The following is a 21510-nucleotide window of genomic DNA, read 5'->3' as shown; positions in this document are numbered from 1 at the left end:
GGAGATGATACCCGTGTATAAAGTGCTGCTGGCAGACGACGAAATACTGGACCTAGAGGGCATGAAAAGCTTTATTCCATGGGAAGATCTCGGAATGAAAGTGATCGATTCGGTCAATAACGGCTTTGCTGCTTGTGAGGTGCTCGAAAGTGAGAAGGTCGACATCCTCGTTACCGATGTACGCATGCCGAACATGACCGGGCTTGAGCTAGCTCAGCGGGCACTGAAATTGCAGGAGGAGCTCCGGATTATCTTCGTAAGCGGTTACCAGGACTTTGGTTACGTGAAGCAGGCGATTGCTTTGAACGCATGCAGTTATGTGTTAAAGCCGATGGAGGACCAGGAGCTGATCGATGCATTAACGAAGGTTAGAATGGAGCTGGATCGTCTTCATGAACGCAAGGAGACGGAGGAAGCTTACCAGCAGATGATCCCCATCCTCAAAAATCAGTATCTCCTGCAAATCCTTCAGCGGCCCTATGACGGAGCCATCCTGGACATTATCAAGCGGGAGTACCGGCTGACAGAGCTTCATTGGCCGGTCTGCGTCATTCTGCTGGAGCTTGATAATGTGAGCACCTGGCGAACCGGCTCGCTCGATTCCGAGGAAAAGCTGAGTGCCATAGAGGAGTATTTCACGAGACTGCATAAACGGCTTGAACAGCGCGGCTTTGAATATATATGCAAGGTAACCGATCAGCGAACGGCCGTACTCCTTAACGGGGGCCGGGGCAAGGAAGAGATTCAAGCCCTGCTGGAGGAATTAAAACGGGAATATAACTATTCGATGACGGTCGGGGAAGGCAGGGCCGTCCATCAGCTGGAGCAGCTTCACACGTCGTACATGGAGGCTTTGGACGCGCTGGATTATAAGATGTTCCGGGGCAAGGGCAAATGGATCCTGTACAGCGAGGTGCCGACCGAGGACCGGGAAGACGTAAAAAGCCTCGACATCCGTCTGGATGCTTTATTTACAGCCATGACGGAGTATGATATCGTTCGTATCTATGACGAACTGGAAGCGATTCAACTGCTGGCATCCAGCATCCGATCCAAGTTCACCATACGCAATTTGGCCGTGTATATCATGGTGAAGCTGGAAGGACATCTCCAAGCGATGAACGAAGAGTTATATCGTATGGCAGGACTGGAGCTCAAAAACCTGGATATTCTGCTTCAATTCGAAACGATGGATGATATTTTCTCATGGCTCCGCATGAAGGCAATGGAAATTTCGGAAATGCTCAAGAACCGCAAATCAACCAAGAATGGCAGGCTGGTCGAAGAGATTATAGAGAATATCCAGGCTCGCATGCACGAGAATATTACGCTGCGGGATATGGCGAACCGGTTTTCTTTTTCACCGAATTATCTCGGGGTGCTCTTCAAGGAAGAAACCGGGCACAACTTTAGCGATTATGTAATCAAGCTCCGGATGGAGCGCGCCAGGGATCTCCTCAAGACGACCAAGCTCAAAATATATGAAATTGCATCACAGACAGGTTATCAGTATCTGCCTTATTTCAGCAGGCAGTTTAAGGAAATGTATGGAATGACGCCTCTGGAATACCGGCGCAAGCACTCGTAACTAGCAAAATTCAGATTAGATATGGGGTCAAACAGGCTATGGCGGGGAAATTCGAACGAATACGGGTCAAGATACCTTTCGGATACAAGTTAATGTTTTCGTACTGCGTATTTATCATTATACCGGTGCTGCTTGTCGGTCAGATTGCGAATCAGGTCTTCGTGAAGTCCACCCGAGAGCAGACGTATAACAACATTCAGGGCACGCTTCATCAGATGAGCGAGAACATATCGTATAAGATGGAGGACATGATCCGGATATCGGATATGCTTTATTTTGATACGACCTTTAACAGCCGTCTGCGTTTTACCGAAAGCGCTTGGATAAGCTATGACACCACGATCAACGTGCTGATTCCGAAGCTGGAGACCGCGGTAAGCACGGCGAACCGAAGGATCTGGTTATCGATCTACCTGCGCAACGACGACCTTAGGGAGATCTATGACAGTTATACGTATACGGACCCGCTGGACTCCAACAAACGTCTGTTTGATATTTATCAATATGACAGGCTGGAGGAACGGTCCTGGTATAAATTATATCCGAAGGAAGAAAATTACGGCGTAACCCTGCAGTGGAAGCAGATTGAGGACGATGTGAGCAACGGACGCATATCCTTGCTGCGGCGGCTTGTGGATATCAGTTCGACCATCAAACCGCAGGAGATCGGGTTCATGCGGATGAACGTCAGTATGACGGACCTGTTTGAAAGCATGGATTACAAGAAGATCGGTGACGGGACCGCATTGTATTTATCGGATGCACAGGGCCGGGTCGTTCTTTCATCAGGGGGAAAATCCACAAACGTTTTCAAGGAGAAGGAACTTCGCAAGAACGGGGACCTTCTGATTCGGAAGCCCATTCCCCAGCTCGGCTGGGATTTGATTGCCGTCGTGCCTGCTCAAATCGTGGAAAAAGACACGGTCAAAATACGTAATCTAACCTATCTGATCTGTCTGATCTGCATCGGTATCTTCTTCGTGGTCAGCATCGTGGTCTCCAGATATTTCAGCCGCCGGGTGTCCAAAATCGTATCCGTGCTGGACTCGTTCCAGGAAGGCGAATTCCATAAACGGGTATCCTTTAAGGGGAATGATGAATTTACGCATATTTCCTCAGCCTTGAACGATATGGGCAGCAACATCGGCAAACTGATCAATGAGGTGTATCTGGCCGACCTGCAGAAAAAGGAAGCGGAGCTGGAGTCGCTGCACGCGCAGATTAATCCGCATTTCTTATACAATACCCTATCCTCCATCAGCCGCCTCGCGCGGTTCGGGATGCTGGATAAACTGCAGCGCATGGTAATGGACCTGGCGAAGTTTTATCGTTTGTCGCTCAACGACGGCCGGAACATCATATCCGTGAAGAATGAATTGGAACAGGCCCAAGCTTACGTGGACATTCAAAAGATTAAATACGACGACCGGATGCAGGTTACTTATGATTTTGAGCCCGAGGTTGTCCGGTATGAAACCGTGAAATTGATTTTGCAGCCGTTTATCGAGAATGTGCTCGAGCATGCGTGGACCGGAGACTATATTCATATCCGGATCACGGCCAGATTGCTGGAAGATGCTTTGGAATTCAAAATCATCGATAATGGCGTCGGTTTCCCGCCCGGCCGCGTGCTGGATAATACAGGGGGACAGGATCTGACCAATGCGGGTTACGGCATACGAAACGTAGATCAACGGATCAAGCTTCACTACGGCAGCGAGTATGGGGTCACATTATTCAGCCGCGCCGGCATCGGGACAACGGTAAGAATTGTCATACCGCTGGTGAAGCGAACCGTAGCGGAAGGACGCAACAAAACGCTGATGTAACAGGCGAGGAATATCTCCCGATCGTGATGGCCTGAAGAATGGGCTTGACGAGGGGAGATTTTTTCTGTATATTTACTTTATCGATTAAAAGCATAAAAGCTTAAAAGCGAACAAGTGCGAAAGTGATTATCCATGGATTGAAATCAACATCGAAATTGGAATTCATTCAGAAAGAAGGTTTATTTATGATCGTCATTACATCCAATCAAATATCAGAGGAACAAGTTCAGCATATCGTTACCGAAATTGAGAAGGAAGGGCTCCAGGCTCACGTATCGAAGGGGGCGGATCGCACGGTGATCGGCCTGATTGGCAGCGTGAACCCGAAGCTTGCGGAGCATCTTCGCCAAATGAAGGGCGTAGAGAATGTAGTTAAGATCTCCAAGTCCTACAAGCTTGCCAGCCGTGATTTCCATCCGGATGATACGGTGATCGATATTAAGGGAACCAAGATTGGCGGCGGCAATCTGGTTGTCATGGGCGGCCCATGTGCCGTCGAATCCGCGCAGCAGATTGATGAAATTGCGCAGCTGGTGAAAGCAGCAGGCGGACAAGTGCTAAGAGGGGGCGCATTTAAGCCTCGTACGGGTCCATACAGCTTTCAGGGCGTTGGCGTCGAAGGTCTGATCATGATGGCGGAAGCCGGGCAAAAGCATGGCCTGTTGACCATTACAGAGGTGATGACGCCCGAATACGTCGATATCTGCGCGGAGTACGCCGATATTCTGCAAGTGGGCACCCGCAACATGCAAAATTTCGATCTGCTTCGGAAACTTGGCACCTGCGGCAAACCGGTTTTGCTGAAAAGAGGTTTCAGTGCAACTTATGACGAATTCCTGAACGCAGCGGAATACATCCTGGCCGGCGGCAATCCGAATGTCATGCTCTGCGAACGCGGAATCCGAACATTCGAAACTTATACCCGGAATACGCTGGATTTATCTGCCATTCCTGTTTTGCAAGGATTGAGTCACCTTCCGGTCATCTCTGACCCGAGTCACGGAACGGGCCGGCGCGAGCTGGTCGAACCGATGTCCAAGGCATCCGTCGCGGCCGGAGCCGATGGTCTTATCATTGAAATGCATACGGATCCGGACAACTCGATGACAGGCGACGGGGTCCAATCCCTGTTCCCGGACCAATTCGCCGCACTGCTTAAAGACTTGGAGAAGCTGGCTCCATTGGTAGGGAAGAGCTTTGCCACGGCCAAAGCGCCTGCTTCTGAATTCGCGCGCGTATAACACGTGTTACATGCTATAATGATATATTTGAGCATAGTGGTAAGAACACAATGAATGGCTTCGCCATCCCCTAATTTATAGTAGAAGGCACCTGCATTTTTACCGCAGGTGTCTTTTTGCTGCATTTACTTTAATTGGTTTTTCATGTCAGATAACATGACATCGTTTTAAAAAATACCTTACATAGGTATTGACGTCAGGTTATCTCCCGGCATATAATGACGAAAAGAAATCGAAAGATTATGAACATTGTTAAGCTGTTTAAGTCTTAATGTTCGGAAATTGGGAGGAAGAGACATGTCGGTAGAGAAAGTATTGCAAACCATTAAAGAGAACAATATTGAGTGGGTCGATTTTCGTTTTGTAGACTTGTCGGGACGGGTGCATCACATTAGCTTGCCGGCTTCAGAAGTAGACGAAGAAACTTTCGTGAACGGGGTAGCGTTTGATGGATCTTCTATTCCAGGATTCCGCGGCATTGAAGAATCGGATATGGTCATGATGCCTGATCCGGAGTCTTGCTATATTGATCCGTTTACAGCACACCCTACACTTAACATTATGAGCAACATCTATACTCCGGAAGGCGATGCTTATGAGCGTGACCCGCGCGGAATCGCGGCTCGTGCCGAGCAATACCTTCAAGAAGCCGGCATCGGAACGGCAGCCTTCTTCGCACCGGAATCCGAGTTCTTTCTATTCGATGAAGTCCGCTATGAAAGCTCCATGAACAGCTCCAGCTACTTCGTAGACTCCGAGGAAGCACAGTGGAATACGAACCGCAAGGAAGAAGGCGGCAACCTGGGATTCAAAGTAGGGGTTAAGGGCGGATATGTTCCTGTAGCGCCAGTGGATACTCAACAGGATATCCGCAGCGAAATGTGCCGTCTCCTCGACGAAGCAGGTCTTCGCGTTGAGCGTCACCACCATGAGGTGGCAACTGCCGGCCAGGCCGAAATCAATTTCCGTTTCGATACATTGAAGAAAACAGCTGACAATTTGTTGATCTATAAATATATCGTGCATAACACAGCCCGCCAATACGGCAAAACGGCTACGTTCATGCCGAAGCCATTGTTCGGGGATAACGGTAGCGGCATGCACGTTCACCAATCCATTTTCGACGGCGACACTCCGCTGTTCTACGAAAAAGGCGCTTATGCGAACCTGAGTGAAACGGCGCTGCACTACATCGGCGGTATTCTGTACCATGCGCCTGCCTTGATCGCTTTGACGAATCCGAGCACCAACTCCTTCAAACGCCTGGTACCAGGCTATGAAGCACCGGTTAACCTCGTATTCTCCAAGGGCAACCGTTCTGCCGCAGTACGGATTCCGGTTGCTGCCGTAACGCCTAAAGGCTGCCGCATCGAGTTCCGCACACCGGACTCCACAGCGAACCCTTACCTTGCGTTCTCTGCTATGCTGATGGCCGGTCTGGACGGGATCAAGCGCAAAATCGATCCTACCGCGCTCGGTTACGGGCCATTCGATAAAAACATTTACGAATTGTCCGACGCCGAGAAGAAGGAAATCCGCAGCGTACCGGGCTCCCTGGACGAGGCATTGGATGCACTTCAAGCAGACTATGAGTTCTTGACAGAGGGCGGCGTATTCACGCAAGAATTCCTCGAGAACTTCATCGACTTCAAGCGTGCCGAAGCCAAAGCGGTTAACATCCGCGTTCATCCGCACGAGTACTCCCTGTACTACGATATCTAATAAACAGGATTATAAAAGAGCCTGGGGCATCATGCCCCAGGCTCTTTTTGGCGGTATACACTCGTGACTGGAACCAATCCTAAGATGGCTCTGAAAGGCAAGGGGCTCATTAAGAGCCTAGTTGCCCTGGCTGCCCCTTTGCCCGGATGTTTATCCGAAATACCCGTAGTGATGCGTGTTGCTCCCGCAAGATTCGCGGACGATGAGTTCGGGCTCGACGACAAAGGAACTGACGGGGGACTGTTTATGGATGAGGTCGTAGAGCATGAGTGCCGCCAAGCGGCCGATTTTCTCTTTGTTTTGCCGAATCGTCGTTAGTTTAGGCGTTGTGTACTTGCAAGCCTCGATATCGTCGCAGCCGATGATCGACATGTCGTCAGGGACATTCAGACCATGTTCTTGAAGCGCTTGAATGGCGCCGATGGCAATCTGATCCGAGGCTGCAAAAATGGCGCGGGGCAGGGCTCCTGCCTTAATCAGCCGTGTCATCGCTTTATATCCGCTGGCCTCATAGAAATCATCCCCGTTCAGGAACCACTCCGCGCGGGCCGGAAGGCCGAAGCTTTCCATGGCGTTGCGATAACCCGCCTCTCGCATATTGGAGATTTCGGACTCCTTGCTGCCGCCAATGAAGCCCAAGTCTCGGAAGCCCTGGAGATAAAAATGCTCCACGACCTTCGAGGACATCTTGTAATTGTCGGACATGATATGACCCGACATTTCGCCGAACAGCTCAATATCCACCCCGATGCAGGGAATATCGCTCTCATCCAGCTCCTTAATCGAGGGCTCGATTTCCTCGCCGGATATAATGACGCAGCCGTCTACCTGATAATGGCGGCACCGTCCGAGATAGTCGGCATCCTCCCCCTGGAATTTCTCGTTCGAAAAAAACAGCAGATCATAGCCGAGAACGCCCATCTGCTTCTTAAAAGAATTCAGCACCTCAACAAAAAACGGGTGGGTAAAATCAACGTTCAGCTTTCCCGCAAAGATGACGCCGATTAGATTGGATTTTTTGGTTGCTAACGTTTTTGCGGAATTGGAAGGGGTATATCCCGTTTCTCTCATAATTTCCAACACGCGAGCTTTGGTCTCATCGGATACATCACTGTAGTTGTTGATAATTTTGGAGACGGTCGATACGGAGACCCCTGCCATTTTAGCGATTGTTTTGATGTTTAACGCCATGCGAAACGCCCCTTATTCTGTTTATAATGTCATTTCATTATTTTCGTTAATTTTCGCTAATGTTTATCATGAATTTCCTTTATGCGTAATGTTTAGGGACAGAAAAGTTATGAGATACGTGTTTTCTGTCTAACTAAGGAGTGTGTTTTGAACGAATTTCCCATGATCCAATGAAATGATGACGGTTCACCTATGCATAAGGGCTTATCCAAGCCAAGGTGTACCATCCGGCTGCTATGTTATACCACACGGATTCGAAACAGTTTCGTAAATCAGTGTATCTGCTTTAGCGAGGTAAGTCAATGAAAGAGAACAGGCATAAGGCTTGTCATATCAAGAAAAAAGGGCTGTCTCTGTTCGGTGAGAAAAAAGTATCGGGAACGATAAAAAAAGCTTTGACAAACAAAATATTATGCGTAATAATAGGCATTACGAAACCGCTTTCGGTATAATTCGCTCAATTACGAAAATTAATAATTATAGTTTCGTAGCATCAAGATTGTACAGGCCAAGAAAAAGCGGAAACATGAATCCGGTTTCATAATGAATTGCAATTTAATTTCAGGGGGTAACGAACAAATGATTAAGAAGTTATCAGCATTACTTTTGGCTGGCGCTCTAACCTTCTCGCTGGCAGCTTGCGGAAGCAGCGATTCAGCCGATCAAGGCGCACCTGCCAAAGGCGATAAAAAGGTCATCAAAATTTTACACTGGAAACAAGATAACATCAATAAAGCGATTGAAGAGATCAATAAGAAATTTGAAGAGAAGTATCCCGAGTATACGGTAGAGTATACCACTACGGGTCCGGATGACGAATACAAGCAGGCGCAGAGAGCAAGAATCACCGCCAATGACGTGGACGTCCTGGCCGATTTGTCGGGAATGAGACTCTCCCCGCAGGAATGGACGCCGGGCGCTAAAGTACCCGATTGGCAGCAATGGATCGATACCGGATTGATTGCGGATTTATCCGACCAAGCCTTCATTAAGAATTATAACGCAAACGATATCGAAAAAGCCGGAACTTATAACGATAAAGTATATGCCGTTCCTACAGGCAAGGTTGCGATGTCCGGTCTCTTCTACAATAAAGAAATCTTCGAGCAGAACGGCTTAAGCGTTCCGAAAACGTGGTCGGAGTTTATGAAGCTGAACGATGACTTGAAAGCCAAAGGCATCACACCGATTGTTGTAGCAGGTAAAGACGTATGGCCTTTGAAACTTCCGGTGTTCGCCCTGCAGGCCAAAATCCTGGGCGGCGGAGACCAGCAGAAATGGATCGAGGGCGTGTGGAAAGGCGAGACGGCTTATAACGATGAAGAAGCCATCGAGGTTTTGGAAAAAATGAAGACGCTTCAAGACAATTACATGATCGACGGCTTCATGGGGATCGATTATGCAACGGCGCCTTCTTATTTTGCAACAGGAAAAGCTGCGATGCTGGCTGACGGCTCTTGGGATGCCCCAACCGTTGCGGCAGCTAATCCAGAGTTGAAATTCGGTTACTTCCCGCTTCCGGCCACCGAGGATGCAGCGAAGAACGCCTCCTTTGTCGGCAAGTATGACGTAACATGGTACGCGGCCGAGAAAGGTCCGAACAAAGAAGGAGCCCTGAAGTGGCTTGAATTCTTCTCGGAGCCGGAAAATTACACGACATTCGTGAAGGCAGCCGGATTCATTCCGACGCAGGACAACATTCAGACGGAAAGCGACTTCATTGACAATGAACTGACTCCTTATCTCGGCGAGTTCGAATTGGCGTACGAAATCATGATGATCAACCGCCAGAATATCGGCGAGCATCTGGCTGCAGAAGGCGTTCACACGGAATTCCTGGCACCGGGCGGACCTTATAAAACGGCAAAAGAGCTGGCTGACATTCAGCAAAAAGAATGGGAAGCAGCCGCTCCGAAATAAAACTTCTTCTATTATAAAGAGACTTGTATAGAAAGAACCATACTGTAATCGGGGTCTGTGCAGCAGGCCCCGACATGCATTGAAATGGATTTGCGAGGTGAGAGAGATGTATCCATTTGGAAAAGGGTTTAACCGCTTCATACCGTTATTGCTGCTATTGATACCGATGGCGTTATACATCGTTTTTTATTTCGGACCTTCGATCCTGACGGTCATCTATTCCTTTACCGATGTGAAGAACCTGCCGGGCAGCACCTATCAATTCGTCGGGCTTGATAATTACAGGGAGCTCTTCTTCTCAGGGAACTCGGGCGAGCGGTGGCGCTCGATCGTAAATACCCTGATCTTCATGTTCGTCGTGACGATTGTGCAAAACGGGGTCGCCCTGTTTATCGCCGTTATCATTAACCAGCGGCTGAAAGGCGATTACTTCTACCGCGCGGTATTCTTCCTGCCGGTCGTACTCGGCGTAGCCGTGGTTGCGCTGATCTGGGGCATGATGTTCGATCCGTTGAACGGACCGGTCAACCGCCTTTATGACGCTCTTTTCGGCTATCAGGACATGTTCTTCGGCAGCTTTACCCATGCGTTCGGTTATATTATTTTCGTTCAGATCTGGATGTACATGGGCTACTCCATGCTGATCTTTCTGGCTGGCCTCCAATCGGTTCCGAAGGATTTATACGAGGCGGGTCATATTGACGGCACCAACAAGTGGCAGTCTTTCCGCCATATCACCTTCCCCCTGATCGCTCCGTCCTTCACGGTGAATATGCTGTTATCCATTATCGGCGCCATGTCGACGTTCGATATCATATTGGCGACAACGGACGGTCGTTTCAATACTAGGACGATGGCTTACGACGTGTACAAGGAAACGTTCCGGGGAAGCTTGGAAATGGGCCTTCCTTCGGCACTGTCCGTGATCCAGTTCCTGATTATTCTCCTGTTTGTCGTCGTAGCCGTCAGGCAGACGCGTAAGAGAGAGGTGGAATATTGATGCGAAATTCCAAAACCACGCAAATTCTCTCTTATGCCGTCATAGGTTTGCTGCTGATTCTGTACGTCGTTCCGCTTCTGCTCGTCTTCAATGTATCGCTCAAATCCTTCAACGAATACTTGCTCAACCCGATCGGAATCGTGAAGAACATCGAATGGGGCAACTATTCCCAGGCATGGTCCGAAGGCAATTTCGCGGGTTATTTTGCGAACAGCCTGATCTATACGGTGACGGCGACGGTGCTGACCATCATCGTATCGTTGTTTGCGGCGTTTCCGGTCGCACGCGGTTACGTGATGTGGAGCGGCTTTATCTACATGTTCTTTTTGCTGTCCCAGTTCCTTCCGAACCCGATGGTTGCGCAGTATAAATTGATGCTGTCCTTCAAGGAAAGCGTTTCGTTCTTCGGGTATGATACCAAGCTCGGCTATATCCTGCTGAAAACGACGGGGACGGGCGTGGTGTTCATGATGTTCGTCGGTTACATCAAGTCGATCAGCCGCGATTTGGATGAGGCGGCAGGCATGGATGGATCCGGCTATATCCGTTACTTGTTCCAGATCATTCTGCCGCTGATGAAGCCGGTGATCGCAACGGGCGTCATTCTGACCGCGATCGGAATCTGGAACGATTTTGTCGGGCCGATCATGTACCTGCCGAGTCCGTCCAACTATCCCATTACGTTCGGCCTGAAAGAATTCAGAGGGCAGTACGGGAATAACTGGCCGCTGCTTGCATGCGGAATTACGATCGTTGCCGCACCATTGATCATTCTGTATACGTTCATACAGAAGTATCTGGTGGACGGTGCCCTGGCGGGAGCCGTCAAATCCTAAGGCATAGAGGGGAAGAAAAAGCGATATGAAATCAACGGGATGGAAGTTCGAGGGGGATCAGGGCGTCTTTACGCTGCGTCATCCTGAACTTCATAACTATTTATATTTTCCTTTGGTCAACGAGGCGGGCATGATGTCGGCCATCACGCCGAATCTTCACGGCGAAATGACCAGCAGCCACAATACGTTTTTGATGTCGCCGGTATCGGTGGAGGATCTTCATAATTCCAAGTCCGCGCGCAACTTTTGGGTGCACATCGACGGGCATGGCGCATGGTCCGTATCCGGAAACTCCGCCAAGCAGAATGCGAACCGGTTCATGCATCAGGAAGAAGAGGGCCAATTGGAAGCCGGGTTCCTATGGCACAAGCTGAAGCGGATGAACGGGGAGGCCGGGCTGCAAACGGAAGTTACCAACTTCGTGCCGGTGACGGATGACCAGATCGAGTTAATGAAAGTAACGCTGACCAATGTAGGCCAGCAGACGCTTAAACTGACCCCTACCGCGGCTGTTCCGCTGTATGGCCGTTCGGCGGATGATCTGCGGGACCATCGTCATGTGACATCCCTGCTGCATCGGATTTACGTCCATCGGGAAGGGGTCGAAGTGCAGCCCGTGCTCTCGTTTGACGAACGGGGTCACCGTATCAATCGCGTATCCTACAGCGTGCTGGGTGCGGAGGGGGACGGCTCAGCCCCAATCGGTCATTTCCCGGTGCTCGAGGAATACATCGGGGAGGGCGGAGCTCTCGATTGGCCTGAGGCCGTCATTGCCAATAAGCCGGCATATGCGCAGGCTGGAGACTCCATGGAAGGGTACGAGGCCCTTGGCGGCCTGCGGTTCGCGGAGGCGGAGCTGCGGCCCGGTGAATCCAAAGCCTATGTTATGGCAATGGTCATAGCGAAGGATCGCGCAGACATCGAAAGGCTGTCCGAAACGTATTTATCGGAGAAGCGGTTTGATGAGCTGCTTGCGCAGAACGAAGCCTATTGGAATGAGAAACTGAATACGGTATTCTTCCAGACCGGTGATCCTCAGCAGGATCTATGGATGAAATGGGTTACCCTGCAGCCGATCCTGCGCCGTTTATACGGGAATTCCTTTCTTCCTTATCATGATTACGGCCGAGGTGGCCGCGGATGGCGCGACCTGTGGCAGGATTGCCTGGCCTTGATGATTATGGAGCCTGCCGAGGTTCGGTATCTGCTGCTCAATAACTATGCGGGCGTCCGGATTGACGGAAGCAATGCTACGATCATCGGCACGAAGCCGGGCGAATTCGTTGCTGATCGGAACAACATTCCGCGCGTATGGATGGATCACGGCGCTTGGCCTTTCATGACCACGCTGCTTTACATCGATCAGAGCGGGGATATGGATTTCCTGAAGCAGCCGCAGACCTATTTCCGCGACGTATTCGTAAAACGCTGCCAGGAGAAGGACGCCGGGTGGCTGCCTGAGCACGGGAATCGACTCTTGACCGTCAGCGGCGAGGTATACGAAGGTACGGTCCTGGAGCATATGCTGCTTCAAAATCTGGTGCCGTTCTTTAACGTCGGCGAACACAACAACATCAAACTCGAGGGAGCCGACTGGAACGACGGTCTGGACCTTGCTCCGGGCAGAGGGGAGAGCGTGGCCTTCACGGCGTTTTATGCCAGCAATTTGATGCAGCTTGGCGATCTGCTGCTGGCGTGGCAGGATACGGAAGGCGTCGAGCATGTGGAAATAGCGGAGGAAATGGCGGTGCTTCTCGATTCGGTGACGGCTCCCGTCTCGTACGAGGACGTACAGGGCAAGCTGAATTTGCTGGATAGCTATTATGAGGCGGTCAAGGCGTCCGTGACCGGGAACAAACGGAAATTCAGCATTGCGGACGTTGTGCAGGATTTGAAGCTGAAGGCGGATTGGCTCATTCAGCATTTGCGCTGCAACGAATGGATCACGAGCCAAGGAGGGTACTCCTGGTTTAACGGGTATTACAATAATGACGGCGCCCGCGTGGAAGGCGATCATCCCCTGGGCGTGCGCATGACGCTAACAGGCCAGGTCTTTGCCGTCATGGGCGGAATTGCGGACGATGAACAGGTAGGGCACATCACGAAGTCGGTTGACCGTTACTTAAAAGACCCTAGCATCGGTTACCGCCTCAATTCGAACTTTGGCGAGATCCAACAAAACCTCGGGCGGGCATTCGGCTTCGCGTTCGGACATAAAGAGAATGGGGCCATGTTTAGCCATATGAGCGTCATGTACGCCAATGCGCTTTATAAGAGAGGTTTTGTCCAAGAGGGCTACGAGGTATTGCGTTCGATTTATGATCTGAGCCAGGATTTTGAACGCAGCCGCATGTATCCGGGCATTCCCGAGTACATTAACGAGAAGGGAAGGGGGATGTATCCCTACCTAACCGGGTCGGCAAGCTGGCTGCTGCTCACCATGCTGACCGAGGTGTTTGGAGTGAAAGGGAACCGTGGACATCTTCGCCTGGAACCGAAACTAAGGTCTGCTCAATTCGATGCCGACGGCCACGCCACGGTCACTACCGGGTTTGCCGGAAAACAGCTTCAAATCGTATACGGCAATCCAAACCGGTTGGATTACGGAAGCTATGCGATTCAATCAGTTACGCTGAACGGTGAAAAGATACAGCTGCGCAGTCAAGATCCCAGGGCAGTCGACCTGGATCGCAGCATGCTGTCCTCGTTATCCGACAGCGAACGTGCTTTGATACACGTCGAGCTTGCCTGATCCGCACTTATAAAAATTTCGGAAGCCCTGGCAGACAAGTCGGCCGGGGCTTCTTCATCATGAATGGAGCGATGGTTTGTGGGACATCAACTAGCGAACGGACGATTGGAAGTCGAAATAGCGAAAGTCGGACGTTATCAAGGCACGCGTTTTGACCGCACGGGTTTCATCACCCAGGTGAAATTGACCGAGAGCGGCCATACCTTCTGTGTTCATGAGTTTGCGGAAGGGTTTAACCCGCAGGCCGGGTCCGGGTTATGCAACGAGTTCGGACTCCATGAAGGGATGGGGTACGCGGAGGCCGAAGTTGGAGATTGGTTTCCTAAATTAGGGGTGGGCCTTCTTAAACGGGTCAGCGAGGCCCCGTATAACTTTCAGCATGCGTATCCGGCGGAGCCTTTCGATGTGGATGTCATTTCGGGTGACTCGAACATCTCCTATACGGTTCGTTCCAGGAACATAAACGGTTATGCAGCAAGATTGGTGAAGAAGATCTCGATTGAAGATACCGTATTAACGATAGATTACGAGCTTATTAACGAAGGAAGCCGAAGGATCGATACGGAGGAGTATGTCCATAATTTCATAGGGATCAACGAGGAAGCGGTAGGACCCGAGTATAAGCTGAAGCTGCCGGTTCCTGTCCGGTTTACGGAGGTCGAATCTGACTATACCTCGGACTTGCTGTCTGTCCAGGATAACGAGATAGGCTGGACCGCCAGACCGCATAAGCCCTTTTATGGAAGAATGAAAGGCTTCAACGGCGGCGATTATCCATATTCATGGGAGCTGACGCACAGTGCCCGCAGGGCGGGGGTAAGGGAGATCAGCGATTTTCCGGTTGCGCATATGGCCCTGTGGGGGACCGGACACGTTATTTCGCCGGAAGTGTTTGTTCGATTAAGCCTGGCCCCCGGAGAAAAGAGATCTTGGAGCAGAAAGTACCAATTCTTCTGCTGGTAACCGGAACAATTTAATGTGAATAATTACACTTGAAGGTCTATGGGATTGTTGCTATGATTAGCGTTAATTAGCATTCATAGTAGAGAAAGGGTGGAGAGTCTTTTGAGCAAGAGAGCATACAATTTTAACGCAGGACCTGCTGCATTGCCGCTTGAAGTGTTGGAGCGCGCCCAGGCCGAATTCGTCAATTACGGAAATACCGGCATGTCGATTATGGAAATGTCTCATCGCGGCGCCGTTTATGAAGCCGTTCATAACGAAGCGCAGGAGCGCCTGCTGTCCCTGCTGGGGAATCCATCCGGTTACAAGGTATTGTTCATCCAGGGCGGCGCAAGCACGCAATTCGCCATGATTCCGATGAACTTCCTGGGTCAAGGCCAGGTTGCGAACTACGTGATGACGGGAAGCTGGGCGGACAAGGCTATCAAAGAAGCCAAGCTGATCGGCGATACCCATGTGGCGGCATCTTCCGAAGAGAGCAAATACATGACTCTGCCCCGCATTCAAGACATTAAGCTGTCGGACAATGCAGCTTATCTCCATCTGACTTCCAATGAAACCATTGAAGGCACCCAGTTTAAGGAATTCCCGGATACCGGTTCCGTTCCGCTCATCGGTGATATGTCAAGCGATATTCTCAGCCGTCCATTCGATATGAACCAGTTCGCGATGGTGTATGCGGGGGCGCAGAAGAACCTCGGACCATCCGGCGTGGCGGTCGTGATCGTCAGAGAGGACATGATTACAGATTCTCCTAAACATCTGCCGACTATGCTTCGCTACAATACGTATTTGAAAAATAACTCGCTGTACAACACGCCGCCTTCTTTTGGCATTTACATGATCAACGAAGTGCTGAAGTGGATTGAGGAGAAGGGCGGCCTCCAAGGTGTTCAAGCGTTGAATCGCAAGAAAGCGGGTCTGATCTATGATGCCATCGACAGCAGCGAAGGCTTCTACCGCGGCTGCGTGAACGCAGAGGTGCGTTCCGATATGAACATTACGTTCCGTCTTGCCTCCGAGGAGCTGGAGAAGGAATTCGTGAAGGCTTCGGAGCAAGCAGGCTTTGTAGGCCTCAAGGGCCACCGCAGCGTCGGCGGTTTGCGGGCTTCCGCGTATAATGCCGTTCCTTACGAGAGCGCTCAGGCCCTCGTGGAATTCATGCAGGAGTTCAAGAACAGCCACAGCTAATTTCATGAGATCAGACGACGATAACCTTCCGCCAAGCTGGCGGAAGGTTATTTCTGGATATCCCGGGAATTCGGAATGGAATCGGTTATAATAAGAATAAAATAAAACAGAAGAAAAGGTGGACTTATCAACATGGCATTACACATCGTACTAGTCGAACCGGAAATTCCAGCGAATACGGGCAATATCGCCAGAACCTGTGCCGCCACGGGCACGCATCTGCACCTGGTCCGTCCGCTAGGCTTTAATACAGACGACAAGACATTGAAACGGGCCGGACTGGATTACTGGTACGCCGTACATATTGAATATCACGATTCCTTTGAGGAATTGCAGGCGCTCTATCCGGAAGGGCGTTATTTCTACGCTACGACGAAGGCTACCAAGCGTTACATGGACATCGAATATCAGGATGGGGATTTTTTGGTGTTCGGCAAAGAAACCAAGGGATTGCCTCCGGAACTGCTGGCCGCAAATGCCGAGCATTGCATCCGCATGCCGATGACGGATAAGGTCCGATCGTTGAATCTGTCCAACTCCGCGGCGATTATGGTATATGAGGCACTACGCCAGCTGGATTTCCCGGGTATGGAATAAGAACAGCTGAAAAATCGCGCATTTTTGGGGAAAATCATCCAGTATACCTAGTTGATGTTGAAAAAAACTAAGAAATTCTTAACATCCAGCAGGATTCGACAACTTTTTATCGAACTATTATACTAGGCCCTTGTTATCAGTTCTGGAACTGTGGTGTCAGAAATCACTTGTTGAAAATGAAAGAGGTGTACAATCGTTATGAAACCTGCTGGTGTTGTCCGTAAAGTTGATCAGCTGGGAAGAATCGTTCTGCCTAAGTCTCTGCGCAAGAGATATCAAATGAACGAGGGGGATCCCGTAGAAATCCTTGTACAGGGGGACCATATTATATTGGAGCGCTATCGCCCGAAATGCGTCTTCTGTGGCTCCATGGACGGCGTAAGCGAGTTTAAGGAGCGCTATATCTGTTCGCAATGCATGTCCGAAATGCAGCAGCTTCCTAAACATGCCTAATGTCCTTATATGTGAACGATGAAATTCCTTTTGAGCATCGCTGATGAGCGGTGCCTTTTTTGTCCGAAAAAAAATAAAACTCCCCCGATATACGAGGGAGTCGCCTTACAGGCCTTTGGTTTTGTCATCGTTGTATGCCGCGGTCCAAATGCCAACCATATAAAGGGCGAATACGAGCATGACGATCCAAAATGTTAATGAGAACGACATTCATGCCACCTCCTGCTAAGCTAACTTTATTATAACCACCTTGGGCCAAAAAATAAACGAGAATATGAGTGCCGACTCTATCATTTGAAAAACAAGAAGTGCGTGGGTACCGGCCGCAGACTGCCGTCCGACGGCTTGTTCACGACGCGTCCGTTCAGAACAAGGGATGCGGAACCGCCGCCATCCAGGTTATAGGCGTCGATCACGCCCATTTTTTTCAGTTTGGTTTGCAGCTCTTGCAGCGTGGCTCCCGATTTCCCCTTCTCATCATATCCTTCGGTAACGAGGATGAGCAGCTGATCGTCCTTGTAATTGCCGATGACCGTGCGTGGTGCCCGGCCGGGAGTCGTTTTCCATTTGTCCGGGATCGTCGTTTTTCTGCCGTTTTGGAGCAGCACCGGCACAAAGGTGGCCCCGAACATCGGATCGAGCCGGTCAAGGTCGCTCTGGCTGTAGAACTTGCCGCCGATCAGCTTGCCGGATTTGCTTAGGCCGACAAAGGCCAGATCCTTAAAGCTCGGTTGAAATCCCGAGACGTATTTGCCGTCGTAAAAGGTCGTGCTCAGCGGATGTCTGCCCCCGTTCCCGTCAGCGTATCCGCCGGCATTAATCCCCGCAACGGCGCCATGCCGGCTTACGGCGCGCATCGTGGTTTCGACGGATCCGGGTCTGCCGCTTTCGCTGCCGAGCGACATCTTCATTGCGGAAGGATCCTTCAGTTTGACCTTCATCGCATAGCCATGATAGGTGCCCGGATTGATCTTGTACAATTCGATTCGAATCCGGTCGCTGTTGACCGTCTCGATCGGGACACCCAGTTTGGCTGTAATCCGGCGATTATAGATTTGCTCCGGCCGCGCGGCCTGTGATTCCGCTGTTTGCAGAATGGTTCCTACCGTAGCGGTCGTCTGCCGATAGAGCTTGGCCGTTTTTTCAATGGAGGATATCGTCTGTTCTGCTGAGACTGCAGCTTGATCCAAATCCTGCTTGATCACGGCGGATTGTTCCGATATGCTGCCCGACGGTATGTACTCCGCGGTTTCGTGCGACAGGCGCGGCGGCTCGGTAATTAACCACATGCACAGCAGCATCCCGATAAATGGTGCAATGGCAAGCATAAACGTGCGGTTTAACTGTTTAGGACGGATATACTTCAGTTTTCTCACTTCAGCAGCTCCATCTTGCGTTCCAGCTCTTTCAGCTGTTTCTCGACTTGGCTTAATTGGCTGTACAGCTTGTTGCTGTTGTCCGTCTTGCCGCTAGCCTGATCCTTGGTAAAGGTCAGAAGCTCATTAAACGACTGAACCTTGCTCTGCATCTCGTCCATTTCCTGAACCAGCTCGTTAAACCTTTGATCGTACTCCGCTTTGAATGCCGCCATCTCCTGGCGCGTATCCTGCTGCAGCTGCACCACGACTTGCTCTTTCAAATGATTGCTATATAGGTAGGCTGCGGTGGTACCCAGCCCGATCAGCACAATCCAAAATACCCAGAACCATTTGGCGGATGGCCCCTTTTGATGCACTTCCTCACGGGATTTATAGGGGGTATTGTTTTCCGGCTCCAACATTGGCATTTCATCACCCCTCAAAATCTATCATTTTTTCCAGGTATCATTCTATCATGTCAGGATTACTTTCGCAAAGACGAACCAATAGCACTTGTTTTTATGAAAAAGAGATTGCTTAGAAAGTTAGAGTGGGATACAATCTGTATAGATTTGATTATCAATTAGGATACATATAAGACATTCGCCATGCATGCCGTCATAATCCCTGCGCCTATAGGATTAATTAACCTTTTTTCTATGCGAATAACGGCTGGAATTTGCGTCTGTCCATATCTGCAAACAACGGGAATTCGCATGACGGTAACGCAAGGAATTGACGGCGCTTACTTAATAGAGATGCTAGAGAGCCAAGTTTGTTGATACAGGAGGTCTATTAGAAAATGAATCAGGTTTGGCGGGTAGTTATCGTCGGAAGTCAACCTACAAGCATGCTGGGAACGAAATTGATTTTGGAAGAGCAGCAGGATCTGCTCGTAGAGGGAATGACATCCTCGGGTTCGGAAGGGCTTCGAATGGTCGAGGATTTGCTTCCTGACTTGGTACTATTGGATTATCATTTGTCGGATCATACGTCCGAAGCGGTGTTGGAGCAGATGAAGCTGCTGTCACCGAAGACCCATGTCGTCATTATGACCGATAATGACGGGCTTCCCTTGCTCCAGTCTTTGATCAGTCGCGGCGCGAGCGGCCTGTTGTCCAAGCAGGCATCCACTTTCCAGCTCATACATATGATTACCGGACTACGGGAGGGCGTTGCCTCGCTGCCGCTCGACTGGGTAAGGCAAGGCATCTGGCCGCTGACGGCCTCTGCGATGAACGAAGGCGGGCTCCAGCTCTCCGAGACGGAGGCTTTTATAATGGAACGGATCGTCCAGGGCATTACGTACGACAAAATCGCCATGGAAATTCAGGTAAGCCGCCGCTCGATCGACAACTACCTTCGCAAAATATACGTGAAGCTCGGGGTTTCCACCCGTGCGCAGGCCATCGAGAAGTATGCCCTGTATACCCGCCAAGGCAGGCAAATTTATGCCTAATGCAGGATTAAGGTTATAATATATAAATATCAGGAATACCTTTTAGAGGTTATATAAGAGGCTCCTGAATACAAAACCGAGGTTTTGATAACGGTTAGAGGGGGGACTTCCATGCAGTATTCCTTTGCTTCCCGTGCACAGACCCTTTTGTCATCCCCGCTGCGCGATATCAGGGAACTTGCGAAGCGGGATTCTTTTATTTCCTTGGCGGAAGAGCTGCCGGCCGAAGAGTTATTCCCTTTGCATTCTCTGGCGGAGGCAGCGACATCGGTGCTGTCCGAGGACCCGCTGGCCCTGCAGTACGGTGAGGCGGAAGGCTATGGGCCGCTCCGCGAGTGGCTGAGCGAGGACTTCTCCCGGCGGAAAGGCCTGAGCGTCCAGCCCCAGCATATTTTGCTGACGACAGGCACCCAGCAGGCGATCGATTTGCTGGTCAGGGTGTACGTGGACCCTGGGGATCCGGTGCTGGTGGAGAACCCGACCTCCCCCGGACTGCTTCAGGTGCTGCGTCTTCAAGGTGCCGTCATCGTTCCTGTGGAGGGAGATCATGACGGGATGCTGCCAGAGCATCTGGAGGCCATGATCCGGCAGCATAAGCCGAAGCTGCTTATGGCCGCGCCTAATTTTACCAATCCGACCGGCGTCATGTGGAGTTTGGAACGGCGTCAGCAGGTGCTGAAGCTATGCGTCTCGCATGGGCTTCTTGTCGTGGAGGATGATTCGTACGGCGACCTTCATTTCGCGGATGCCAAGAATGCGAAGCCCCGCATTCCTTCCATCTTCTCGCTCGAAGAGCCGCAGGGAGGACATGTTCTGTATGTAGGCTCTTTCAGCAAAACCGTAGCCCCCGCGCTTCGAACGGGATGGGCCGCCGGGAGCCGGCGATTGATCGAGATGATGACGGCCGTGAAGCAGATGGCCGACTGGCAATCCAGCATGCTCAACCAGCGGATGCTGCACCATCTGCTGGAATCGAAGCATTTTAAGCTGGAGGATCATATCGACATGCTCAACCGGGAGTACGCAACGAGGCTCAAGCTGATGGTGGAGCTGCTGAAACGCAGCGCATGGAAGGATTCGAGGTACGCGGTACCGCCCGGCGGGATGTTTCTCTGGGTGCAGCTGCCCCCAGGATTGGACGGGGATGCGCTCCTAAGGGCGGCCTTGCTGAAGGGAGCGGCATTCCTTCCGGGCTCGATGTGCTCGGCGGCAGATCGAACCAGGGAGTGCATCCGGCTGAATTTTACGCATCCCGGGCGGGATGAGCTGCTGCTCGGGATGAATCTCATCAGCGAAGCCGTGATGGAATTTACGGCCCGGAATTAGACATGGAAGAGTTCCTTTTACGAACGCGTTGAACATAGCAAAGCTGCGGATCGAGCCAGGCTGATAGGCTCAATCCGCAGCTTT

General features: G+C 50.8%; 17 protein-coding genes. 14 read left to right on the top strand and 3 right to left on the bottom strand.

Annotation, left to right across the window (positions count from 1 at the left end; genetic code table 11):
• Window positions 1-13 precede the first annotated feature (13 nt).
• From RB298_RS27975 to glnA, 4 genes are all read left to right on the top strand, one after another.
• Window positions 14-1588: a helix-turn-helix domain-containing protein gene (locus RB298_RS27975; RefSeq protein ID WP_096776407.1), complete on the top strand. Its 1575-nt coding sequence runs from the start codon at window positions 14-16 to the stop codon at window positions 1586-1588.
• Between the two features lie 38 nt (window positions 1589-1626).
• Window positions 1627-3417 carry a sensor histidine kinase gene (locus RB298_RS27970; RefSeq protein WP_096776406.1) on the top strand — a complete coding sequence of 597 codons (1791 nt, stop codon included), beginning with the start codon at window positions 1627-1629 and terminating at the stop codon, window positions 3415-3417.
• 185 nt (window positions 3418-3602) lie between these two features.
• On the top strand, window positions 3603-4658 hold the full coding sequence (aroF, locus tag RB298_RS27965) for a 3-deoxy-7-phosphoheptulonate synthase (protein WP_213579613.1): 1056 nt from the start codon (window positions 3603-3605) through the stop codon (window positions 4656-4658).
• A 297-nt stretch (window positions 4659-4955) separates the two neighbouring features.
• Window positions 4956-6380 (top strand): type I glutamate--ammonia ligase, encoded by a 1425-nt coding sequence (glnA, locus tag RB298_RS27960; RefSeq protein ID WP_009595727.1) that lies wholly within the window; start codon window positions 4956-4958, stop codon window positions 6378-6380.
• 150 nt (window positions 6381-6530) lie between these two features.
• Here glnA and RB298_RS27955 read toward each other — a convergent pair whose 3' ends face one another.
• Window positions 6531-7571, bottom strand: coding sequence for a LacI family DNA-binding transcriptional regulator (locus RB298_RS27955; protein ID WP_375121747.1), 1041 nt, complete (start codon window positions 7569-7571; stop codon window positions 6531-6533).
• Between the two features lie 579 nt (window positions 7572-8150).
• Here RB298_RS27955 and RB298_RS27950 point away from each other — a divergent pair.
• The 8 genes from RB298_RS27950 to RB298_RS27915 all read left to right on the top strand — a co-directional run bounded on the left by RB298_RS27950 (window position 8151) and on the right by RB298_RS27915 (window position 17283).
• The gene (locus RB298_RS27950; RefSeq protein ID WP_009595768.1) at window positions 8151-9491 is read left to right on the top strand and encodes an ABC transporter substrate-binding protein; all 1341 of its coding nucleotides are present in this window, start codon (window positions 8151-8153) and stop codon (window positions 9489-9491) included.
• Between the two features lie 106 nt (window positions 9492-9597).
• Window positions 9598-10491 (top strand): carbohydrate ABC transporter permease, encoded by an 894-nt coding sequence (locus RB298_RS27945; protein ID WP_009595691.1) that lies wholly within the window; start codon window positions 9598-9600, stop codon window positions 10489-10491.
• Entirely contained in the window at window positions 10491-11327 is an 837-nt protein-coding gene (locus RB298_RS27940; RefSeq protein WP_009595751.1) for a carbohydrate ABC transporter permease, read from the top strand. The genes RB298_RS27945 and RB298_RS27940 overlap by 1 nt, the downstream gene beginning before the upstream one ends.
• A 25-nt stretch (window positions 11328-11352) precedes the next feature.
• On the top strand, window positions 11353-14079 hold the full coding sequence (locus RB298_RS27935) for a GH36-type glycosyl hydrolase domain-containing protein (RefSeq protein WP_486049616.1): 2727 nt from the start codon (window positions 11353-11355) through the stop codon (window positions 14077-14079).
• A 78-nt stretch (window positions 14080-14157) separates the two neighbouring features.
• Entirely contained in the window at window positions 14158-15042 is an 885-nt protein-coding gene (locus RB298_RS27930; protein WP_096776403.1) for a hypothetical protein, read from the top strand.
• A gap of 102 nt (window positions 15043-15144) precedes the next feature.
• Window positions 15145-16233, top strand: a complete 1089-nt coding sequence (gene serC, locus RB298_RS27925) for a 3-phosphoserine/phosphohydroxythreonine transaminase (RefSeq protein WP_096776402.1) — start codon at window positions 15145-15147, stop codon at window positions 16231-16233.
• Between the two features lie 132 nt (window positions 16234-16365).
• Complete coding sequence (gene trmL, locus RB298_RS27920) at window positions 16366-16830, top strand: tRNA (uridine(34)/cytosine(34)/5-carboxymethylaminomethyluridine(34)-2'-O)-methyltransferase TrmL (protein WP_036659940.1); 465 nt, start codon at window positions 16366-16368, stop codon at window positions 16828-16830.
• A 198-nt stretch (window positions 16831-17028) separates the two neighbouring features.
• Window positions 17029-17283: an AbrB/MazE/SpoVT family DNA-binding domain-containing protein gene (locus RB298_RS27915; RefSeq protein WP_009595823.1), complete on the top strand. Its 255-nt coding sequence runs from the start codon at window positions 17029-17031 to the stop codon at window positions 17281-17283.
• A 290-nt stretch (window positions 17284-17573) separates the two neighbouring features.
• Here RB298_RS27915 and RB298_RS27910 read toward each other — a convergent pair whose 3' ends face one another.
• Together RB298_RS27910 and RB298_RS27905 are read right to left on the bottom strand one after the other, a co-directional pair.
• Complete coding sequence (locus RB298_RS27910; RefSeq protein ID WP_015737103.1) at window positions 17574-18659, bottom strand: phosphodiester glycosidase family protein; 1086 nt, start codon at window positions 18657-18659, stop codon at window positions 17574-17576.
• The gene (locus tag RB298_RS27905; RefSeq protein WP_009595774.1) at window positions 18656-19063 is read right to left on the bottom strand and encodes a hypothetical protein; all 408 of its coding nucleotides are present in this window, start codon (window positions 19061-19063) and stop codon (window positions 18656-18658) included. Before RB298_RS27905 ends, RB298_RS27910 begins: the two co-directional genes overlap by 4 nt.
• A 380-nt stretch (window positions 19064-19443) precedes the next feature.
• Here RB298_RS27905 and RB298_RS27900 point away from each other — a divergent pair, with 380 nt between their 5' ends.
• Window positions 19444-20100, top strand: a complete 657-nt coding sequence (locus RB298_RS27900) for a DNA-binding response regulator (protein WP_009595829.1) — start codon at window positions 19444-19446, stop codon at window positions 20098-20100.
• Between the two features lie 111 nt (window positions 20101-20211).
• Window positions 20212-21426, top strand: a complete 1215-nt coding sequence (locus RB298_RS27895) for an aminotransferase-like domain-containing protein (RefSeq protein ID WP_096776401.1) — start codon at window positions 20212-20214, stop codon at window positions 21424-21426.
• The last annotated feature ends 84 nt before the right edge of the window (window positions 21427-21510 follow it).

This window comes from Priestia sp. BR_2 (assembly GCF_041954005.1).
In the GTDB taxonomy this organism is placed as follows: domain Bacteria; phylum Bacillota; class Bacilli; order Paenibacillales; family Paenibacillaceae; genus Paenibacillus_AQ; species Paenibacillus_AQ lautus_A.
This window is presented reverse-complemented; position numbering and strand designations above follow the sequence as displayed.